The organism is Streptomyces wuyuanensis, from assembly GCF_900103455.1.
Classification (GTDB): Bacteria; Actinomycetota; Actinomycetes; order Streptomycetales; family Streptomycetaceae; genus Streptomyces; species Streptomyces wuyuanensis.
Genome location: NZ_FNHI01000023.1, coordinates 1 through 16272, shown reverse-complemented (window position 1 = coordinate 16272; position 16272 = coordinate 1). Strand labels below are relative to the sequence as shown.

The 16272-nt window shown below is 70.4% G+C and carries 14 protein-coding genes and 3 pseudogenes; 10 read left to right on the top strand and 7 right to left on the bottom strand.

The annotated features are described in order from the left end of the window. Positions 1 to 55: 55 nt before the first annotated feature. Entirely contained in the window at positions 56 to 343 is a 288-nt protein-coding gene (locus BLT82_RS38240) for an ATP-binding protein (protein WP_093659873.1), read from the bottom strand. Between the two features lie 317 nt (positions 344 to 660). Between BLT82_RS38240 and BLT82_RS28260 the strand changes: the two genes are divergently transcribed. Then, positions 661 to 1242: a class I SAM-dependent methyltransferase gene (locus BLT82_RS28260; RefSeq protein WP_093659871.1), complete on the top strand. Its 582-nt coding sequence runs from the start codon at positions 661 to 663 to the stop codon at positions 1240 to 1242. Positions 1243 to 1271: 29 nt separating this feature from the next. Further along, positions 1272 to 2033, top strand: coding sequence for a class I SAM-dependent methyltransferase (locus tag BLT82_RS28255; protein WP_244529671.1), 762 nt, complete (start codon positions 1272 to 1274; stop codon positions 2031 to 2033). 276 nt (positions 2034 to 2309) lie between these two features. Here the strand turns inward: BLT82_RS28255 and BLT82_RS28250 are convergent, their stop codons facing one another. Beyond that, positions 2310 to 2693 carry a lysine transporter LysE gene (locus BLT82_RS28250; RefSeq protein WP_244529670.1) on the bottom strand — a complete coding sequence of 128 codons (384 nt, stop codon included), beginning with the start codon at positions 2691 to 2693 and terminating at the stop codon, positions 2310 to 2312. Between the two features lie 328 nt (positions 2694 to 3021). Between BLT82_RS28250 and BLT82_RS38235 the strand changes: the two genes are divergently transcribed. The 5 genes and pseudogenes from BLT82_RS38235 to BLT82_RS36540 all read left to right on the top strand — a co-directional run. Next, a complete protein-coding gene (locus BLT82_RS38235) occupies positions 3022 to 3684 on the top strand; it encodes a hypothetical protein (protein ID WP_244529669.1) in 663 nt (220 codons plus the stop codon). A gap of 450 nt (positions 3685 to 4134) precedes the next feature. After that, positions 4135 to 5545: pseudogene (locus BLT82_RS28235) on the top strand (hypothetical protein). Between the two features lie 102 nt (positions 5546 to 5647). Continuing rightward, a pseudogene (locus BLT82_RS28230) lies at positions 5648 to 6871 on the top strand (AAA family ATPase); the annotation flags it as partial. Between the two features lie 153 nt (positions 6872 to 7024). Further along, the gene (locus BLT82_RS28225; protein ID WP_093660076.1) at positions 7025 to 8224 is read left to right on the top strand and encodes a vWA domain-containing protein; all 1200 of its coding nucleotides are present in this window, start codon (positions 7025 to 7027) and stop codon (positions 8222 to 8224) included. A gap of 551 nt (positions 8225 to 8775) precedes the next feature. After that, positions 8776 to 8931 (top strand): annotated as a pseudogene (locus tag BLT82_RS36540) (IS110 family transposase); the annotation flags it as partial. A gap of 286 nt (positions 8932 to 9217) precedes the next feature. Here the strand turns inward: BLT82_RS36540 and BLT82_RS28210 are convergent. Beyond that, positions 9218 to 10129 (bottom strand): alpha/beta hydrolase family protein, encoded by a 912-nt coding sequence (locus tag BLT82_RS28210; protein ID WP_093659863.1) that lies wholly within the window; start codon positions 10127 to 10129, stop codon positions 9218 to 9220. A 103-nt stretch (positions 10130 to 10232) separates the two neighbouring features. Between BLT82_RS28210 and BLT82_RS28205 the strand changes: the two genes are divergently transcribed. The 3 genes from BLT82_RS28205 (at position 10233) to BLT82_RS28195 (ending at position 12753) form a co-directional block, all read left to right on the top strand. Next, on the top strand, positions 10233 to 10802 hold the full coding sequence (locus BLT82_RS28205) for a TetR/AcrR family transcriptional regulator (protein WP_093659861.1): 570 nt from the start codon (positions 10233 to 10235) through the stop codon (positions 10800 to 10802). Between the two features lie 721 nt (positions 10803 to 11523). Next, complete coding sequence (locus BLT82_RS38610; RefSeq protein ID WP_280142505.1) at positions 11524 to 11649, top strand: hypothetical protein; 126 nt, start codon at positions 11524 to 11526, stop codon at positions 11647 to 11649. Positions 11650 to 12405: 756 nt separating this feature from the next. Then, positions 12406 to 12753, top strand: coding sequence for a MerR family transcriptional regulator (locus BLT82_RS28195; RefSeq protein ID WP_093659859.1), 348 nt, complete (start codon positions 12406 to 12408; stop codon positions 12751 to 12753). A gap of 751 nt (positions 12754 to 13504) precedes the next feature. On the opposite strand, the gene BLT82_RS36910 is transcribed toward BLT82_RS28195, so the two are convergent. From BLT82_RS36910 to BLT82_RS28180, 4 genes are all read right to left on the bottom strand, one after another. After that, positions 13505 to 13951, bottom strand: a complete 447-nt coding sequence (locus tag BLT82_RS36910; protein WP_143041554.1) for a hypothetical protein — start codon at positions 13949 to 13951, stop codon at positions 13505 to 13507. Positions 13952 to 14762: 811 nt separating this feature from the next. Next, positions 14763 to 15197 (bottom strand): DUF2267 domain-containing protein, encoded by a 435-nt coding sequence (locus tag BLT82_RS28190; RefSeq protein WP_404205430.1) that lies wholly within the window; start codon positions 15195 to 15197, stop codon positions 14763 to 14765. A gap of 65 nt (positions 15198 to 15262) precedes the next feature. Further along, on the bottom strand, positions 15263 to 15685 hold the full coding sequence (locus tag BLT82_RS28185; protein ID WP_244529658.1) for a DUF2267 domain-containing protein: 423 nt from the start codon (positions 15683 to 15685) through the stop codon (positions 15263 to 15265). Positions 15686 to 15763: 78 nt separating this feature from the next. Continuing rightward, positions 15764 to 16195: an Hsp20/alpha crystallin family protein gene (locus BLT82_RS28180; protein WP_093659605.1), complete on the bottom strand. Its 432-nt coding sequence runs from the start codon at positions 16193 to 16195 to the stop codon at positions 15764 to 15766. Between the last annotated feature and the right edge of the window lie 77 nt (positions 16196 to 16272).

The window sequence follows — 16272 nt, the reverse complement described above, 5'->3', positions numbered from 1 at the left end:
GCGAAGTCCGGAGGCGTGTAGCTCGACGCCCCTGCCAGTGGCGGGAGCCCGCGCGTCACCCTGACAACCCGAAGTGGGCATCGAGGCCGATACCGAGGACAACCACCTTCATCCTGGTGGCGAGCGGCGCCACCCCTGGAGCCATGTGCCAAGGGCGCTGCGGTTGGTCGCACGGGCTGGGTGTCAGTCGCTGTTCGGCCCATATGAGTTTGCCGTCCGGGGTGTTGCGGGTGCTCCACTTCCGGCTCAGCTGGTCGACGAGGAGGAGGCCGCGGCCGTTCTCGTCCGTGGTGCGGGGGCGGCGCCGGCGGGGGAGCAGTCGCTGGTGTCGTGTACTTCGCAAGATTCGATCGACGACCCATCAGTGAATGCCGGGGCCGGATCCATGCGGGACACAACGGCGGGCGATCACCGGATTGATGCCGCAAGCCGGACGAGTCGGCGGCACTTGTCATGGTCGTAGCCTCAGTCCCCGAACAACGTGTCGGGGCGCCGTCGGGGTCGTCCGACCAGGCTCCGGCAGGCGGACTCTTCTGAGCAGGGGCATCAGCTGGGTGAGCGGCCTTGCCGCGATGGGCATGAAGGGAGACAGCGACACCCCGCGCGACTTGCCAATCCGGCTACCCCCGAGGCCGTGCCGCCCGCGTGCGAAGGAGCTTCATGACCACCGAGTCCACTGGGAGCGCGGCCTACTGGGAGTCGCTCTGGGCCGAAGGACGCCGCTACCGGCAGCTCGACAGCATCGAGACCAGTCTGCTGGAGAAGCACCTCGGCCCGGGCGGCGGGCGCCCGGCTCTCGACATCGGATGCGGCGACGGCTCCCTTGCCCGCCGTCTCGGTCAGCTCGGCTATCGCGCAGCTGGCGTGGACTGTTCACCCAGCGCCATTGCACTGGCCGCCGAACAGAGGGCCGGGCCCGGCCCCGACCCGATCTGGCGGTGCATGGACATCACCACCGATGACCTCGGTACCCTGACGGACCCGTCGTACGCAGTCGTCAGCTGCCGTCTGGTTTACCGGTGGATGGACGACAAGGCCGCGTTCATCGACCGTGTCCGCCGACTCCTCGCGCCCGGCGGAACCTTCTGGGTGGTGACCGAGATCGCCGGCCGCCGCACTGTCGCCGGTCCTTCGCAGGGCCTCGGCATCACTCCCGAGGAAGCGGAGACGCTCACCGCGGGATGGGCCACCGTCCGTACCGAGGACATGGACGTGCTCCGCTGCTACGCACTCCGCCCCTGACTGCCACCCCGGCCATCCATGGAGGCCTCGTGGGCATCGAGAAGGACACCGTCGAGATCTGGAACATCTACGGATCCCACCAACTGGCCCGACGACTTGAACTTCCCGAGCTGGACAGATGGGACTGGGGAATCCCCGACACTGAGCCCGGTATCGAGGCCATCGGCGAGGTGGCAGGACTGCGCGTGCTCGACCTCGGCAGCGGGCTCGGTCGGCACGCAGCCCGGCTGGCCGCCCTGGGTGCCGAGGTCACCGCCGTCGACGCCTCCCAAGCCCAGCACCAGCGTGCCCTCGCCCGCTACCCGGACACAGCCGGCCTCCACCTGGTGTGCGCCGACGCCGTCGCTCATCTGCAGGAAGCGGCTCCCTACGACCTGATCTACTCCATCGGCGGAGTGCCGTACGTGGACCCGCACCGGCTTCTGCCGGCCGTGGCGAACGGTCTGGCACCCGGAGGGCGCCTGGTGTTCAGCGCGCTGCACACCAACTCCTATGGCACCGGCCCCTCGACCGCGGTGGTCCCGCGCCCGGAAGTCCTCCGGCTCCCCGGTACCGACGATTACCACTCCGTGTACATGTGGGTCCTTGAGCCCCAGCAGTGGAAGAACCTACTGGCCCAGTACGGCCTTGCGGTGGAGGCCGTCACTGCCATCGACTCCCCGCAGGAGAACCAGTCTGTGTCGTACCGTCTGTACTCGGCCCGCCGGCCGGAGCGGGGAGCGGGGCCGCCCCGTGGTCCGCGGCCGGTCGGGGGCGATGACGCGTCGCGTGCTGGTTCTGCCTTCGACTGAAACCGGTGACCGGAAAGATCTTCCAGTGCGGACTGACGGCGCACGGGTGGACGTGATCTCTGTGGTCCCCGGCATCGGCCCGTGCCTCAGCTGTCGGTTGGGTTTGGGTGCACGGGCAGGCACCCCCCGGACCAGCCACCCTCAGTGACGCACTGGCTCTCATGAACCGCACAGCGCCGCACCGGGCGGGGCAAGACCGTCGCGCCGTCCACGATGCATGGTCTCAACACCTCGTTACGTTGCACCTGGCTATCGCAGGTCGTGGAGCCAACATCCTCACAGGCAATCGCAGCCTGCGGTGTAGAGCAGGAGGAAGAGGGCCGTCATGGCTGCCAGGGTGAATCCGGCAGTGGCCAGGGCGGCGTGGCCCCTACGCCGGCCTTTGGCGGGAGTGCGGAAGGTCTGCCAGGCGCCGTGGGCGAGGAAGAGGCTGAGCAGCCCGGCCCCCGCGATGGTCAAGCGTGGGCTGACTGACCAGCTCGCGTAGGCGATCCACGCCAAGCAGCCGAGCAGGGCACAGGCCAGCAGCCCGAGGAGCACCTTGGCGACGGCTTCTCCCACCGTCTCGCTCAGGAAGTCGCCGACGCTTTTCGCTGCCCCGCGTACCCCCACACCGATCCTCCGTCCGCGTCCCTGATGGCCCCGAACAGAGCTTGGCATGAAGGACCCCTTCCGAGCCGGAATGGTTGCCGAGGTGCTCAGGAGCGGCGACTGCGGTGCATCCCCGGGTGTGCTGCGTACGGCAGCGTGCACATGGTGAGCAAGGCCCTCGCCCCGTGGTTCAAAGCCCTGCGGACGCAGACGCCGGTGAGCACGGACGAGATCGCCGTCGGCGGCCGGCTCAGGAAGACAGGTGGCGGGGACAACGCGGTGTCCTTTGAAGCGTCGAAGCCACCACCGGCGTGGGCGGTGCCGGCGGAGAGACGTGTGGGCCCACGCCCACTCCAACCGCACCCGTGCCGCACTCGCCGCTTCTAAGATGATCACTATGCCGATACCCGTCCATGCGCTTGCCCACCGGCCATTGACCGCTGCCGTCGTCGCCGAGTTCCTGTCGCTTCCCACGGTTTCAGCTCTCACCACCGAGGCCGTCGATGCGGAGATGCGGCGCCGCGGATGGGGTTGGGAGCACCAGTTGGTCTGCGAATCCGTCCGCACCGGGTACGGACATGTGGTGTGCACCGAGGGCTACGAGCCGTTCGGCCGCCCGGACGCTCGGCGCTTCCTGGTGTTCGGCGAGGTCTACCCGGTCGATCCAGCGGACGAGGACATGACCAACGGCGAGTGGCTGTACGGCCACATGGACGACTGGCAGCGGATCCCGGGCTGGAGTGGCCGGCGCCCGGCCACCGAACAAGATTGTGAGGCTGTGCTCACGCATGGCGCTCAGGCAGTGACTGCGCACCTCCGCACACCGCCCGAGCGCACCATGGTGCTCGACACCGCCTATCCCTGCCCGGCGCTGACGCATCGCGTCTGGCGCACTCCCACCCACGCTCTGGTCCTCGGACCGGCAGCCGACAATGGCCCCTACGGCTATCTCACCCACCTGCAGCTCTCGTGCACCCCACTCACGTGCGGGCCCGAACTGCCCTCCGCCGACGACACGGACGGCTTGGAGAGGTGGATCACCGCACACGTTGACTGGTGACCCCGAGAAGCCCGTCCCGGCAGTTCTCCGCCAGAGCGGCGGAGCCCGGTGAGCCACGCGAAGACACAGCCGTGGGGGAGACGTGTGAGGGAACCCGTCTGGTCGTGGTCTCCGTGGCGCAGTTGGGCGAACGGGTGCACCCGAAGACCGGTCGGATGATGTCCTGCTCTGCGTGCGAGGTGGCGGGCGGCACCGCTCGTGACCCGACACGCAGGCGGTGTCGGAGCTCGTCTGGGTCGCCCTGCGCGAGATCCCGCAGTAGGTGCCGTACGGACGTTTCGAGCCGGTGCATGAGTACCTCGACGCGACCCTGCTTCCGTGATCGCCACGGACGCGGAGGATCACGCGTCAAAGGAACTGACAGAAAACGACGGGTGTGGCTACGATGCCCGCGATGAAGAACTCCTCCTCATTCGGATTGGGGGCATCATTCGCTCAGGGTGAGTGCTGATGGCACATCACTTCGCGAACGGGATTCCGCCCCGACTGCTGATGTGGCAGCGCGTCCGTGAGTACGCCGTGCCACCGTCCATGATCGAGACTGCGACCGCACGGCGTGCGGTCGGCGACTGGGCGGGGGCGTGTGCCGCTGCCCGGATCGACGTCGATCTCGATCTGCGCGCCGTGGGACGTCGCCACGGCACCGAACTCGTCACCCGCCTCCGTGCCGATCTGCGCCGTCTTGCGCCCGATCTGCTGCGCTGGCACATGCCCCGGAGCGCCCCCGACGGGCTGCTCCGTCCCGGCCTCACCGTCTGTCTGGCCCGTTACCCGGGCTCCGGTTCCGGCGACGGATGTTCCGACGGCGTGCCGCTGCGGTTGGTGGTGCGGACGCCGCCGGCCTGGGCGGAGGCCGGGCAGCGGATGTCGCTGGCTTTGTGGGACGCAGGCGGGAACGGTTTCGGGGCTGACGGCCCCGGCCAGCATCCGCATCCGCATCCCGACCGGCGATTCCGGCTCGATCTGCACCGGCATCTCTGGGACGCCGCACGGAGCGGGGAGCTGGCGTGGCGCAGTACCGCGGGTGGCGATTCCCCCTGGGCGGTGCCGCGTTGGGCCGCCGAAGCGGAGCTCCTGCTGCGCGCCGACGGGCAGGACCCACGTGGGGCGTTCAGTGTGCGGCGCGCGGAGCAGTGCCGTGTACGAACTCGTCGCGCCCGACGACTGCCATGCCCCGGCGTTGCGGGAAGTTCCGACCCGGCGGTACGACGTCGCCGCGCTTCCGGTGCTGCCGGAGGCAGCGGCGCGGGTGCTGCCGGATCTGGAACTGCTGGGGGCCGGGTTGGTCTCGGCCGGACGGTTGCATCCGCTGGTCGCCGCGTCGCTGGCGCCGTACACAGCGCTGGCGCCGATGGTCGGGGCCGGGCCGGAGACCGGTGACCCGCGCCGGGTGGAGTGCCGGGGCGCGGTGCACCGGATCGCGCTGCGGGACGGGGTGCTGACGGCCGTCGATCACGAGCCGGACCAACTGCGGCGCGAGGAGCTGCTGGTGGCGCTCGGCGGTCCGCCGCTGCCCTGTCTGCGGGCGATCGAAGCCGTGCACCGCAGCCCCGAGGCGCTGCCCGCGGTACGGGAACGGCTGGGCCACGGTGATGTCGCCGGGGCGCTCGCCGTGGTCGAAGGGTTGCTCGGGCCTGGTGCTGAGCTGCGCGAGGGGCCGCTCCGGGAGGCGCTGGAGTCGGCCGTGGCCCGGCGTATCGACCACGGACTGTTCCGCTCGGGGCTGGACACCTCGCACCCCGCCGCCCGTGCGTCCAGGACGCCGCAGGGCCACGACTTCCGCCCGGACCTCCGTGCGCTGTCCGCTCTTCGGTTCAAGCGCGGCCGTCGGACCCGGCCTCGTAACGCCCTCTTCGGCTGACTTCGCCGAGCCCGCTCCCCGCGCCGACTTCGCCGCCTCGCCGAAGTCGCGCTGCCTCCTTGTCCTTTGCCGCGCGTCCTGCGCCATTCGCGACCCCAGGTGATGCCCATGACCTCCCGTCTCTCCCTCGCCGACGATCTCCTCTCCCTCCTTCGCACGACCACAACGGAACCTCGTCCCGACGAGCAGCTCGAAGCGCTCACCCTGGCCGTGTCGGCCGACCTGCCAGTACTGCTCTGGGGCGAGCCCGGCATCGGCAAGACCGCCGCCCTGAACCAGCTCGCCGACTCCCTCGGCCTGCCGCTGACGACCGTGATCGCCAGCGTCCACGAACCGTCCGACTTCTCCGGGCTGCCCATCATCGGCGACGACCCGGAGGTGCGGGGAGTGCCGATGGCGCCGCCGCAGTGGGCCGTTGAGCTGGTACGGGCCGGGCGGGGGTTGCTGTTCCTGGACGAGCTGTCCACCGCGACCCCGGCGGTCCAGGCCGCGCTGCTGCGGGTGGTGCTTGAGCGGCGGGTCGGCGCGCTGCAACTCCCGCCCGGGGTAAGGATCGTGGCCGCGGCCAATCCGCGTGCCTCCGCGGCGGACGGATGGGAGCTGAGCCCGCCGCTGGCCAACCGGTTCGTACATCTCTACTGGGTGCACGACCGGGACGTGGTGGTGCGCGGGCTTGGCGGGGTGTGGCCCCGGGCGGAGCTGCCACGGCTGGCGCCGGAGCTGCTGCCGCAGGCGGTGGATTTGGCCCGGCGCGCGGTCTGCGGATTCCTGGATGCCCGGCCCACGCTGATCCACCAGCTGCCGAACAGCGAGACACGGCGCGGCGGTGCCTGGCCGTCACCTCGAAGCTGGGAGGCCGCGTTGACACTGCTTGCCTTCGGCACTGCGGCCTCGGTGTCCCGGGAGGTGCTGGCACTGCTGGTACGTGGCGCGGTCGGAGACGGGCCCGGGCTTGAGCTCCTCGCCCATCTGGACCGGATGGACCTCCCCGACCCGGAGTCGCTGCTGGCCGATCCGGCCGCCGCCGAGCTGCCGGTACGGGGCGATCTCCGTCAGGCTGTGCTGGAGGCGGTGGTGGCAGCCGTCGGGGCGCGGCCGGAACGCGAACGCTGGGAGGCGGGCTGGGCGGTGCTTGTCCGGGCGCTGGAGACCGGCGCCCCGGATCTGCTGGTCGCTCCGGCTACGGTGCTGGCCTCGCTGCGGCGCGACGAATGGGAGGTGCCTCAGGCTGTGGAGCGGCTGGCGGGGGTGATCGGTCTCGCCAGGCGGGCGAACCGGTCGGTGGAGAAGGCCGCCCCGCGGACGCCCGCGGGGCTTGCGGCGGGGGGCGCGCCGATGACGGAGCCCATGACGAAACGGCCACTGCCGCGTCCGATGCCGCGGCCGGCGCCGCCACCGCGCCGGGTGCGGGCCATGGTGCCGCCGGAACCGGCCGCCGTGCCGAGCGATCCGGCCGAGGGGGCCGTGCTCAAGCTGGACATGGAGAAGCTGCTGGCCGCCCGGCTGCACGCGGTGAAGGTGCGTCCCTATCTGGCCGCCGCGCTGTTCGCGTTGCATGTGGTGGAGGACCGGGCGGTGCCGACGATGGCGGTGGACGCGCACTGGCGCTGCTACGTCTCCCCTGCCTTCGTGGCCCTCATGCCGGTGGAGGAGCTGGCGGGTGTCTGGGTGCACGAGGTGTCCCATCTGCTCCGGGACCACCACGGGCGCGGTGAGCGCTATGCGCGGGAGCACGAGGCATACGGGCCTGGTGAGAGGCTGCGGCGGAACATCGCCGCGGACTTCGAGATCAACGACGACATCTACGGCGAGGGACTACCGAGGCCAACGGGGGCGGTGCTGCCGTCGTTGCTGGGTCTGGACGACGGGCTGCTGATGGAGGAGTACCTGCGGACGGCTTCACTGTCCGGGCCCGCCGCGGAGCTGGCCTGGCTGGACTGCGGCGGCGGTGCCGACGGGCAGGCGCGGCCCTGGGAGCTGGGGCCCGACGGGGCACACGGTCTGTCCAGGCAACAGCGGGACGCGGTCCGCTTCCGGGTTGCGGAGGGGATCCGGGGCAGACCGGGCGACGCTCCGGAGGGCTGGCGCCGCTGGGCGGACGAGGCCTTCCATCCGCCGCAACCATGGCGGCGGTTGCTGGGAGCGGCGGTCCGCTCGGCGGCGGGCGCGCAGGAAGCGGGCGCGAACCACAGCTACCGCCGCCCGTCCCGGCGCTCGGCATCCGTACCCGGGGTGCTGCTGCCCAGCCTGCGCCCTACGCCGCCCCGGGTGTGCGTGGTGATCGACACCTCCCGGTCGGTGAGCGACGCCGAACTGGGCAGCGCGCTGTTGGAGGTGGCGGCGATCTCGCGGGCGGTGGGCGGGCGTCGCGACCTGGTGTCGGTGATCTCGTGTGACGCGGCGGCCGGGATCGCCGTGCCGATCTGCCGCGCCGAGCGGATCGAGTTGATCGGCGGCGGCGGTACGGACCTGCGCTCCGGCTTCGAGCGCGCGCAGCGCTCCCGCCCGGACGTGGTCGTCGCCCTGACGGACGGCCAGACGCCCTGGCCCTCGGCACAGCCGCCCTTCCGGACGGTGGTCGGGCTCTTCCCCCGCCCCATGCGAGCGGCGGACGAGAACGACCCCGGCTACGTCCCGGACGCTCCTCCGTCCTGGGCGCGGGTGGTCACCATCGGTTGAGCGGGGGCGGGCGCAGCTACCGGGAGTCCGGGATCCCAGCCCGGTCCAGCAGCGCCCGCATCTCCTCGACCGGCAGCAGCGGACTGGCCGCCGCGCTCCAACCCGCCTCGGGGGGCCGCAAGCGGGGGCGAGTCCGGTCGTGGGGAAGTTCGGTCTCCCGGTCAGACTCAGTACGGCGCGGTGCGTGCCGTGCAGATAGAGGTCGAGGAGCAGTTCGCCCGGGGCTTCGGGGTGGCGTTCGGCGAGCAGCAGGCGCACGGCGAAGTCCGGGTCGGCGGCGAGCAGTTCCACACAGTCGCCGGGCAGCCCGGGGCATACGGCGGCGCTGCGGCGAAGCCAGGCGAGTGCACCTGGGCCCACTCCTGGCGGCCCTTCGCCCATCTCGTGTGCGCCCAGCGGAACTCCCAGATGCACTGGCCCATGAAGTACGTGGTCAGCCAGCCGGCCCCCGCTGTTGGCCGACCGTGGCATCACCGGTGTCGAGTTGTGGAGGGGCTGCCTCGGGCACGGGTGTGGACCTGTTGTCGCGTGTCCGCAAGAACATCGTGCTCCCGCTCCTTCACGCCCACTACCGTCGCCGGCACGAACACGGAGACTGGCTCAACGCCGCTCGACGCCACTTGCTCAACCGCTTCCTCGGCCGGCTCCGCCACTGTCTCCAGACCCGGAAGCGATACGACGAACAACACGCCTTCGGCCCACTGCTCGCGCTCCGCCGGGGAGCCGGCTTGCCTTCTTGGCTCCCTGAGATGTCTTTGGGAGCTCGACATGGGAGCCGTCGACCGCAGTGTCGTCCATGTCCAACAGGCCGGCCGTTTTCAGCTCGGCGAGCAGGACCTCGTGGAGGCGGGGCCAGACGCCGACCTCGGTCCAGTCCCGCATGGCGCCGCCAGCGGGTCGCCCCGCTGCGCCGATCGTCTTCGCCGGGAGAACCGCTCACCTGACACCGCTCTGCCCGCCATGGCCTCGGTTGATGGGGCCATCTGGGTGGGTTCACTTGCTGGAGATGGCCCACGTACCGTCGCCGGCAGCAGCGGCGCTGTTGAGGTCGGTCCACGCGGCGTCGTTGAGGTTGAAGGCGTTGAAGAGGTAGGCGGAGATCGCGTCGGCGACGAGGGCGACACGGGTCGGGTCCTCGTCGGTGGTCTCGGCGGCCATCTCGCCGGCGATGCCGCCCAGGGTGTGCTCGCCTTCGGCGATGGCGAGCAGGCTCTTCGGGGACGGGCTGAGGTGGTAGGCGTCGGTGAACCACTCCGGTCCTCGGGTGGAGAGCTGTGACTGGTCCCTGCCGCCCGCGATGACCATGGCCGGGGTGGTCATGGTGGAGTAGTGCGGCCTCATGAACGGAAGGTGTTCGGCGGCGAACGGAGTGAGCGTGTCGCCGGTTCCGGTCGCGGCGATCAGCACGCCGGCCCCGACCGCAGAGTGCGAGAAGTCCTCTCCGGGTATGCCGTCGGCGTCGAGCACGCGTGCGCCGAGCATGGCGCCGGCGGTCTGGGCGCCCCAGGAGTGGCCGACGATCGCGATGCGCTCACGGTCTACGCGGGTCTCCAGGCCGCCGGCCTGAAGGAGGATGTCGTCGAGACCGTCGAGGACCGCGTGGAGGTCGGCGATCCGGACGCGCCAGATGGTGGCGAAGCGAGGGTCGTCGAACCCGATGCCGTTGCGGCGGGAGTCCAGGTGGGTGGGCTGCACCACGACGAATCCGGCTGCGGCCCACCGGTCGACGAGGGGCTCGTATCCGTCCAGGGACCACGCGTTGCCGTGGGAGAACACGATGACGGGCAGGTTCTGGCCCGACAGCGGGGCGGTGACCTTCACCAGGAGGTCAAGGCTGCGGCCGGGCGCGGGAACGGTGATGGGCTTGACCGAGACGATTTGCTGGTCGAGGTGGTGGGATGACAACGGAGACCTGCGCTTTCTCCATGGGATCGCTCTGCCATACTTTGGCGGAGCGTTGTTCCGCCAACTTAGCGGAACGTTGTTCCGCGAGCAACAGGAGGACCCCGTGGCTGAACCGGTCGGAGTGCGCCAAGCACAGGCACAGCGCACCCGCAGCGGCGTGCTGGCGGCCGCAGCGGCGGTCTTCGTGGACCAGGGCGTCCAGGCCCCCATCCGCGACATCGCCGAACGCGCCGGCGTCGGCGTGGGCACGATCTACCGAAACTTCCCGACCCGTGCGGACCTCGTCACCGCCGTCTACCGGCATCAGATCGACACCTGCACTGCTCTCGCGCCGCGCCTCTTGAAGGAATCAGCCTCCCCGTTCATCGCCCTGACCCGCTGGGCGGACGCGTTCGTGGACTTCCTCGTGACCAAGCACGGCCTCGGTGCCGCCCTCGGGTCCGGTGATCCAGGGCTGGAGAACCTCCACACCCTCATGCTCGACACCCTGGTGCCGGCCTGCGCAACGTTGCTCGATGCCTGCGCCGCCGCCGACGAACTCAGCCCCGGCATCACCGCCTACACGCTGATGCGAGCCATGGGAAACCTCTGCATCACCGGCCCTGACTACGGCCAGGCCGACGCCAAACGCATGGTCGCCACCCTCCTCGCCGGATGCCGCAGCAAGGCATAGCGACAGGCCCTGCCCCCACCGTTGCTGAGCGCAACATCGAATCTTTGCCTCGAGATGGTCGGGCTGGACCCCCGCCTCGGGGGGCGCCGGCCGCACGAGTTGTCCGGCGGACAGTGCCAGCTGGTCGGCATGGCATTGCCCGGGCCCTGTCCCGCGACCCACGGCTGCTGGTACTCGAGGAGCCGGTGTCGGCCCTGGACCCCTCCGTACGCGCCGGGGTGCTCAACCTCCTCACCGACTTGCAGGACGGCTCGGGCCGGCCTATCCGTTCATCTGCCACGGCCTGCCCCTCGTACGGCACTTCGCCGACCGGATCGCCGTGATGCGCGACGGCCGGATCGTGGAGACCGGCTTCGCCCGCGCCCTGTACACGGCCCCGGCGCCCTCGTACTCCCGCGAACTGCTGGCCGCGCGGCCCCGTCCGGCTCCGAACCGTCGACCTGAAGGCATGGCGGCCTTCCGATGGCCACCGCCCGGACCTTCATGCCCGCCGGATGTTGGTGCCCCGGCAAGCCGCCGCTCCGTGGTACTTCCCGCGGTAGCCCGTCCTCGTCCACCGGCCGCGGCGCCGGCCCGGTGGCGCACTCCTGCTTCCCTCGCCGCGCTGACCACGCCAGGCCTGCCCGTCCCGCTCCCGTCCCGCCGCGATGGAGCTTCCGCCCTGACCGCCGCGACGGGCGGGGGCCGCGCCTCCCACCGCCGACGAAGACGGAGACGCCTCGTGACCGCGGCCACCCACCAGTACGTCGACCTGCCGGACGCCTCCGTGGTCGCCATCCGCGCGCTCGCCGACACCGGCCGCCCGCGCCCGTCCGCGCCCCGCTCTGGGGCCGGTCGCGGTTGCTGAGCAGCTGAAACCGCCGACGGCGCACCTGTTCCGTTCGAGGCCGGTTACCTCCCTACTGGACACGCGAAAATCTATGCTGGCTGGAGTAGAAATTCGGGTGCGATGTGGTTATGGTTGTCTCGTAGCCGAGAGATCGAAGGGCCCGGCAGAGACGAACTGCCGGGCAGCAGTACCGCAGTACAGGTAGTCGAAGTACGCAGGACGGTGCGGTGGTGGAGTCCGAAGCCACAGCAGTAGTCAGGACGGCGACGGGACTGACGACCGTACCGGGTGGCCCGCAGTGACAGGGGCTGCCGAGCAGTGCAGAAGTGCCCGATCAGTAAGTGCAGTGCGAAGTACCAGCAGTGTGGTGACAGAGGTTCCCCGGTAAAGGCGTCAGCTGCAGCGCGCGTACCGGGAGGTTTCGGCAGTGGGTTCAGTCAGGGCACGGGGCCGGCTGCCGAAGAGCGGCGCTGTGACAGGCCGTTGAGCAGTACCAGCAGAAGAAAGTTGTGATCCCACAAGAAGAACGGAGGAACCAAGCGCCATCAGGATCGCCCGGGCGGCAAAGTCTGAGCCCGGGTACCGCAGGACATCGTTAGCGAGGTGGTCTCCGGTCAAGCAACCGCGATCCCCGCACACCCGACAGCATCTCGGCCGGGTCTGCGGAAACAGAAAGCCGGCGCAGTATCAGGGCCGGCAGATGGTGTAGTTCCTTCGGGGCCCTGGTGCCGCACGGCACCAGGGCCCCTCCGGCGTGTTCCACAGAGAGGTGCAATGACTGCAGACGACTCGTTCGGCCGTCTCGATGACGACGACTACCCCGCCTACACCATGGGCCGGGCCGCCGAGATGCTCGGCACCACCCAGGGCTTCCTCCGCGCCATCGGCGAAGCCCGCCTGATCACTCCGCTCCGCTCCGCCGGCGGTCACCGCCGCTACTCCCGCTACCAACTGCGTATCGCCGCCCGCGCCCGCGAGCTCGTCGATCAGGGCACCGCCATCGAGGCCGCCTGCCGCATCATCATTCTCGAAGACCAGCTCGAGGAAGCCCAGCGTCTCAACGCCGCATACCGTCGCGCCGCCGAATCGGCGAGTCCGCCCCCTGAAGCCCAAGGCAGCTGAGACCTGCAACGCTCCTGGGTGGTCGGGACAGGTCATTCCCCACTTCCGCGGCGCCGGCATACCCGTGCCACGCTCCGCTGTAGCGCGGGGAGCGCTCTTGCCCCGGAGCGCCGGGGCTTGCGGCGGCTGGCTGAGGGGGGCGTGTGGCACAGGGTGGCGAGTGGCGATCAGTGCCGGGCCGACACCCCCAGGGCCCCTCTGACGTGCGCTGCCCGCTCTCCGCGGCCGCTCGCGTATCCGAGCGTGTCCCGGGACGTCGGTGCTTCGTTGACGGTGGCGACGTGTGCATCTCCGTCACCCACAGAAGCACGCCGAGGGCCCTGCTGCTGCCAGGTCGGGGGTCCTCACCTCTTGGCAGCCATCGTGGAGCTGCATCTCGCTGGCTAACCGTCGGCGGCTAGGGTCGTGGCCGGGCCATGAGCCCCGCACCTTCTGGCACGCTGCCCGGAGCCGGAGCCAGTCGCCGACTGCGTGCGCGCCTTCGCTCGGATGATGTGCGAGCGCCCGCGGGCGCGACCTCGAGGACTGGCTCACCAGCGCCGAAGGCACCACGCTGAAGCCGATGGGCAGCCTGCCCGCGGACTGCGCCGGGACTTCGATGCCTTGCGGCCGGGCTCACGCTGGGGTGGGACTCGGGCAAGGGCGAGGGCAACGTGAACGGATTGAAACGGATCAAGCGGGACGGGTGCGGCCGGGCAGGGTGTTGGCGGGCGTGTTCGAGGATGCCGGGCTGGCCGAGGGGAGGAAAGTTCTATGGGGTGCACGACCCCAGGCCGGGTGCCCGGCCTGGGGTCGTGTACGGGGCGACAGGCGAGGCTGCGACGATACTGGCGGCCGTTTCTCTCCCTGACACATCGGGCGATCCTTCGACGCGCAAGCCGGCCGGCGTGTGTGACACCGAGTACCCCAATTCCTCAAGCACACCGCTGATCGCGCGGTGCACGTAGGCACGCGTGGTGCTGTGGAAGAGTGCGGCTCGGCCTTCCGCCCTTCCTTCGAGGTGTTCGCACGCTGCAGCGTTTCGCACGGCAGTGGATGCGAGCCACTCGACGGTGGCAGCCCTGTTTCCGGCGGGATTGACGAGGAGACCGACGGCCTGGGCCCGGTCCGTGGTGCCGACGATGGGCAGCCCCATGCCGCCCAGCAGAATCTCGAGCTCGGCGGAAATGTCGGTTCCCTGATGCGGCCCTGTGGTCATGATCGCAGCATATGGGCGGTTATCGGAGGCCGCCGCATGGGCTTCGTTGTGCCTTGGACGGAGGCCTCTGGCGAGGCCGCTCGGGCCGGTGCCGCGCACGTTCTGGCGGTGACCGACGTGACGGACGCGTTCCGGCCGCCGTCGTGAACTCGCCCGGGAAACCTGGACACAACCAGCAAACATCTCAGGGGCGGAGCCGGGAGCTGACAGCGGCACACCTCACCAAAGCCCGTGGGCCGGCACAGCGCTGCGGTGGGCGACCGGCTTCGTCGGCCCCCGCTGTGTCGAGCGGGCGCGGCGTGGGCTGGAGGGCCGAGCGCGAAGCCGCGCGGGAACGGGAGCGTACGAGGAACACGGCCCGGTTGTGGGCCCGGCCGGCCGGTAGCAGCGCTGCATGCTCGGGTGCATGGGGATCTCGTTCCACCCGGACCCGGCAACATGTTCGGCATCACCTGGTGCGCGGAGAGAGACCTCCTCCGGCACCCGCGTGCGGGTCGGCGCGGGCAACGGGCGGGCCTGGCCCGCGGACGGGCCAGGCGGCGCCCACTGCATGCCGCTGCAGTTCGGCCCTCCCTGCGGTGCGGGCCGTGTTCCGCGTCGTCGCCCCGCGAGTGGCTCACTCTCACCCACTCCCTGGTACCCGCGGGCCACGTGACTGGCAGCCCCTCGAACGCCTCCTTGCCGAGCGGGCCTGAAACATCCGCCTCGTCGGCCCGCCACCGCGTCGGGCCCTCGGCGAGGACGCGGTGCGGGTCGAGGAGCTGGAGCCTCGGCAGGAGCGGATCCGAGAACGGGCGCGGGCCGACTCTCTCTATGCGGCGTGGGTGAGTTCGGCGCGGCCGAAGAGCAGCGCGTAGCCGGAAGGGAGCTGTTGAAGGATGCGGCTCAGAAGCTCGGCGCCTGCGCAGGAGGCGACGGCGGAGAAGACGGATCCGGTGTCCCAGCGGGTGGTGGCCAGGGAGGCGCCGGTGCGGGCAGCGAGGTCTTTGACGAAGTTCCAGCCGGTCATCGGCTGGGTGTCGGGGATCTGCGCGGTGAGGATGCGTGCGGCTTCGAAGGGGAGGCGGGCGGCCAGTTCGACGCGTTCGTCGCCGGTCAACTGTCGTCCGAGTCCCGCGAGGACCAGGCGGACGGCTTCCTCGGCCTTCTCACGGGTGGGGTACGCGCCGTCGTAGCGGACCTTCTCCAGCATCTGCTCATAGGCCCTGCCATAGGAGTGCTGGGATGGTGCGCTCTGGTCGGACATCACTTGGATGGTTGCCTTTCTGTCACCAGGATCATGGTGGCGGGTCTGGGGTCACCGAGGCGTGTTCAGGTGGGCTGGGGGCGGCCGAAGAGGAGGTCGTAGCCCGTGGGGAGCTGGAGCAGGATCTGGCTCAGCAGGTCGTCGCCGGCGGCGTCGGCGACGGTGCTGAGGACGGCGCTGGCGTCCCACGCCGCGGTCTGTTCGGTGGCTCCTTCGATCCAGGCCGCGGTCGCGCGGACGAACCGCTCCGGTGACAGCGGCTCGGCGCTCTGCAGCGGGTTGAGAAGGATCAGGGCGAAGCCTTCCGGCAGACGCGCGGCGAGCTGGGCGCGTACCTCGCCGACCAGGTGTGCGCCCAGCAGGGCGAGCACCACGCGGGCCGCGCGCTCGGCCTCGTGCAGGGAGCCGTATTCGCCGCGTTCCTTCACCCGGTCGAGGAACGCTTCGCATCGCAGGGCCACGTCGGCCGCACCCCTTTCCTCGTTCATTGGGGCGCGCGGAGGACGGGAGAAGGGGAGACCAGGTACCCGTCCTCCGCCGCTGTTCGAGCCGTTCGACGGTCCGGCTCAGCCGGAGATCTCCTTGTGGCCGGATCCGACGCCGATGGAGATCTTGCGGGGCTTGGCGCGCTCGGCGATCGGGATGCGCAGGGTGAGCACGCCCGCGTCGTAGTCGGCCTTGATGTGCTCGGTGTCGAGGGTGTCGGCGAGCACGATCTGGCGGGAGAACACGCCCAGCGGCCGCTCGGAGAGTTCCATCTGCACGTCGTCGGCCTTCGCCACCGGTCGGCGCTCGGCCTTGACGGTCAGCATGTTCCGCTCGACGTCGATGTCGATCGCGTCCGCGGCCACGCCCGGGAGGTCGAAGGCCACCACGTACTCGTCGCCCTCGCGGTAGGCGTCCATCGGCATCGCCGACGGCTTCGACCAGGTGCCCGGGCCCATCAGCTGCTGGGCCAGCCGGTCCAGCTCACGGAAGGGGTCAGTGCGCATCAACATCGTGAAAACACCTCCAGCAGGTTCGGGCAGTTGCTGCCAATGCGCCTCACTGACACCGTTGTAACATGTCATCCAAC

Coding starts and splice junctions, on each gene's coding strand:
- BLT82_RS28195 (WP_093659859.1), top strand. CDS start 12,406: ATGACTGCAGACGACTCGTTCGGCCGTCTCGATGACGACGACTACCCC.
- BLT82_RS28260 (WP_093659871.1), top strand. CDS start 661: ATGACCACCGAGTCCACTGGGAGCGCGGCCTACTGGGAGTCGCTCTGG.
- BLT82_RS28225 (WP_093660076.1), top strand. CDS start 7,025: ATGGAGAAGCTGCTGGCCGCCCGGCTGCACGCGGTGAAGGTGCGTCCC.
- BLT82_RS28250 (WP_244529670.1), bottom strand. CDS start 2,693: ATGCCAAGCTCTGTTCGGGGCCATCAGGGACGCGGACGGAGGATCGGT.
- BLT82_RS28190 (WP_404205430.1), bottom strand. CDS start 15,197: ATGTCCGACCAGAGCGCACCATCCCAGCACTCCTATGGCAGGGCCTAT.
- BLT82_RS28180 (WP_093659605.1), bottom strand. CDS start 16,195: ATGTTGATGCGCACTGACCCCTTCCGTGAGCTGGACCGGCTGGCCCAG.
- BLT82_RS28185 (WP_244529658.1), bottom strand. CDS start 15,685: ATGAACGAGGAAAGGGGTGCGGCCGACGTGGCCCTGCGATGCGAAGCG.
- BLT82_RS36910 (WP_143041554.1), bottom strand. CDS start 13,951: ATGACCACAGGGCCGCATCAGGGAACCGACATTTCCGCCGAGCTCGAG.
- BLT82_RS38235 (WP_244529669.1), top strand. CDS start 3,022: ATGCCGATACCCGTCCATGCGCTTGCCCACCGGCCATTGACCGCTGCC.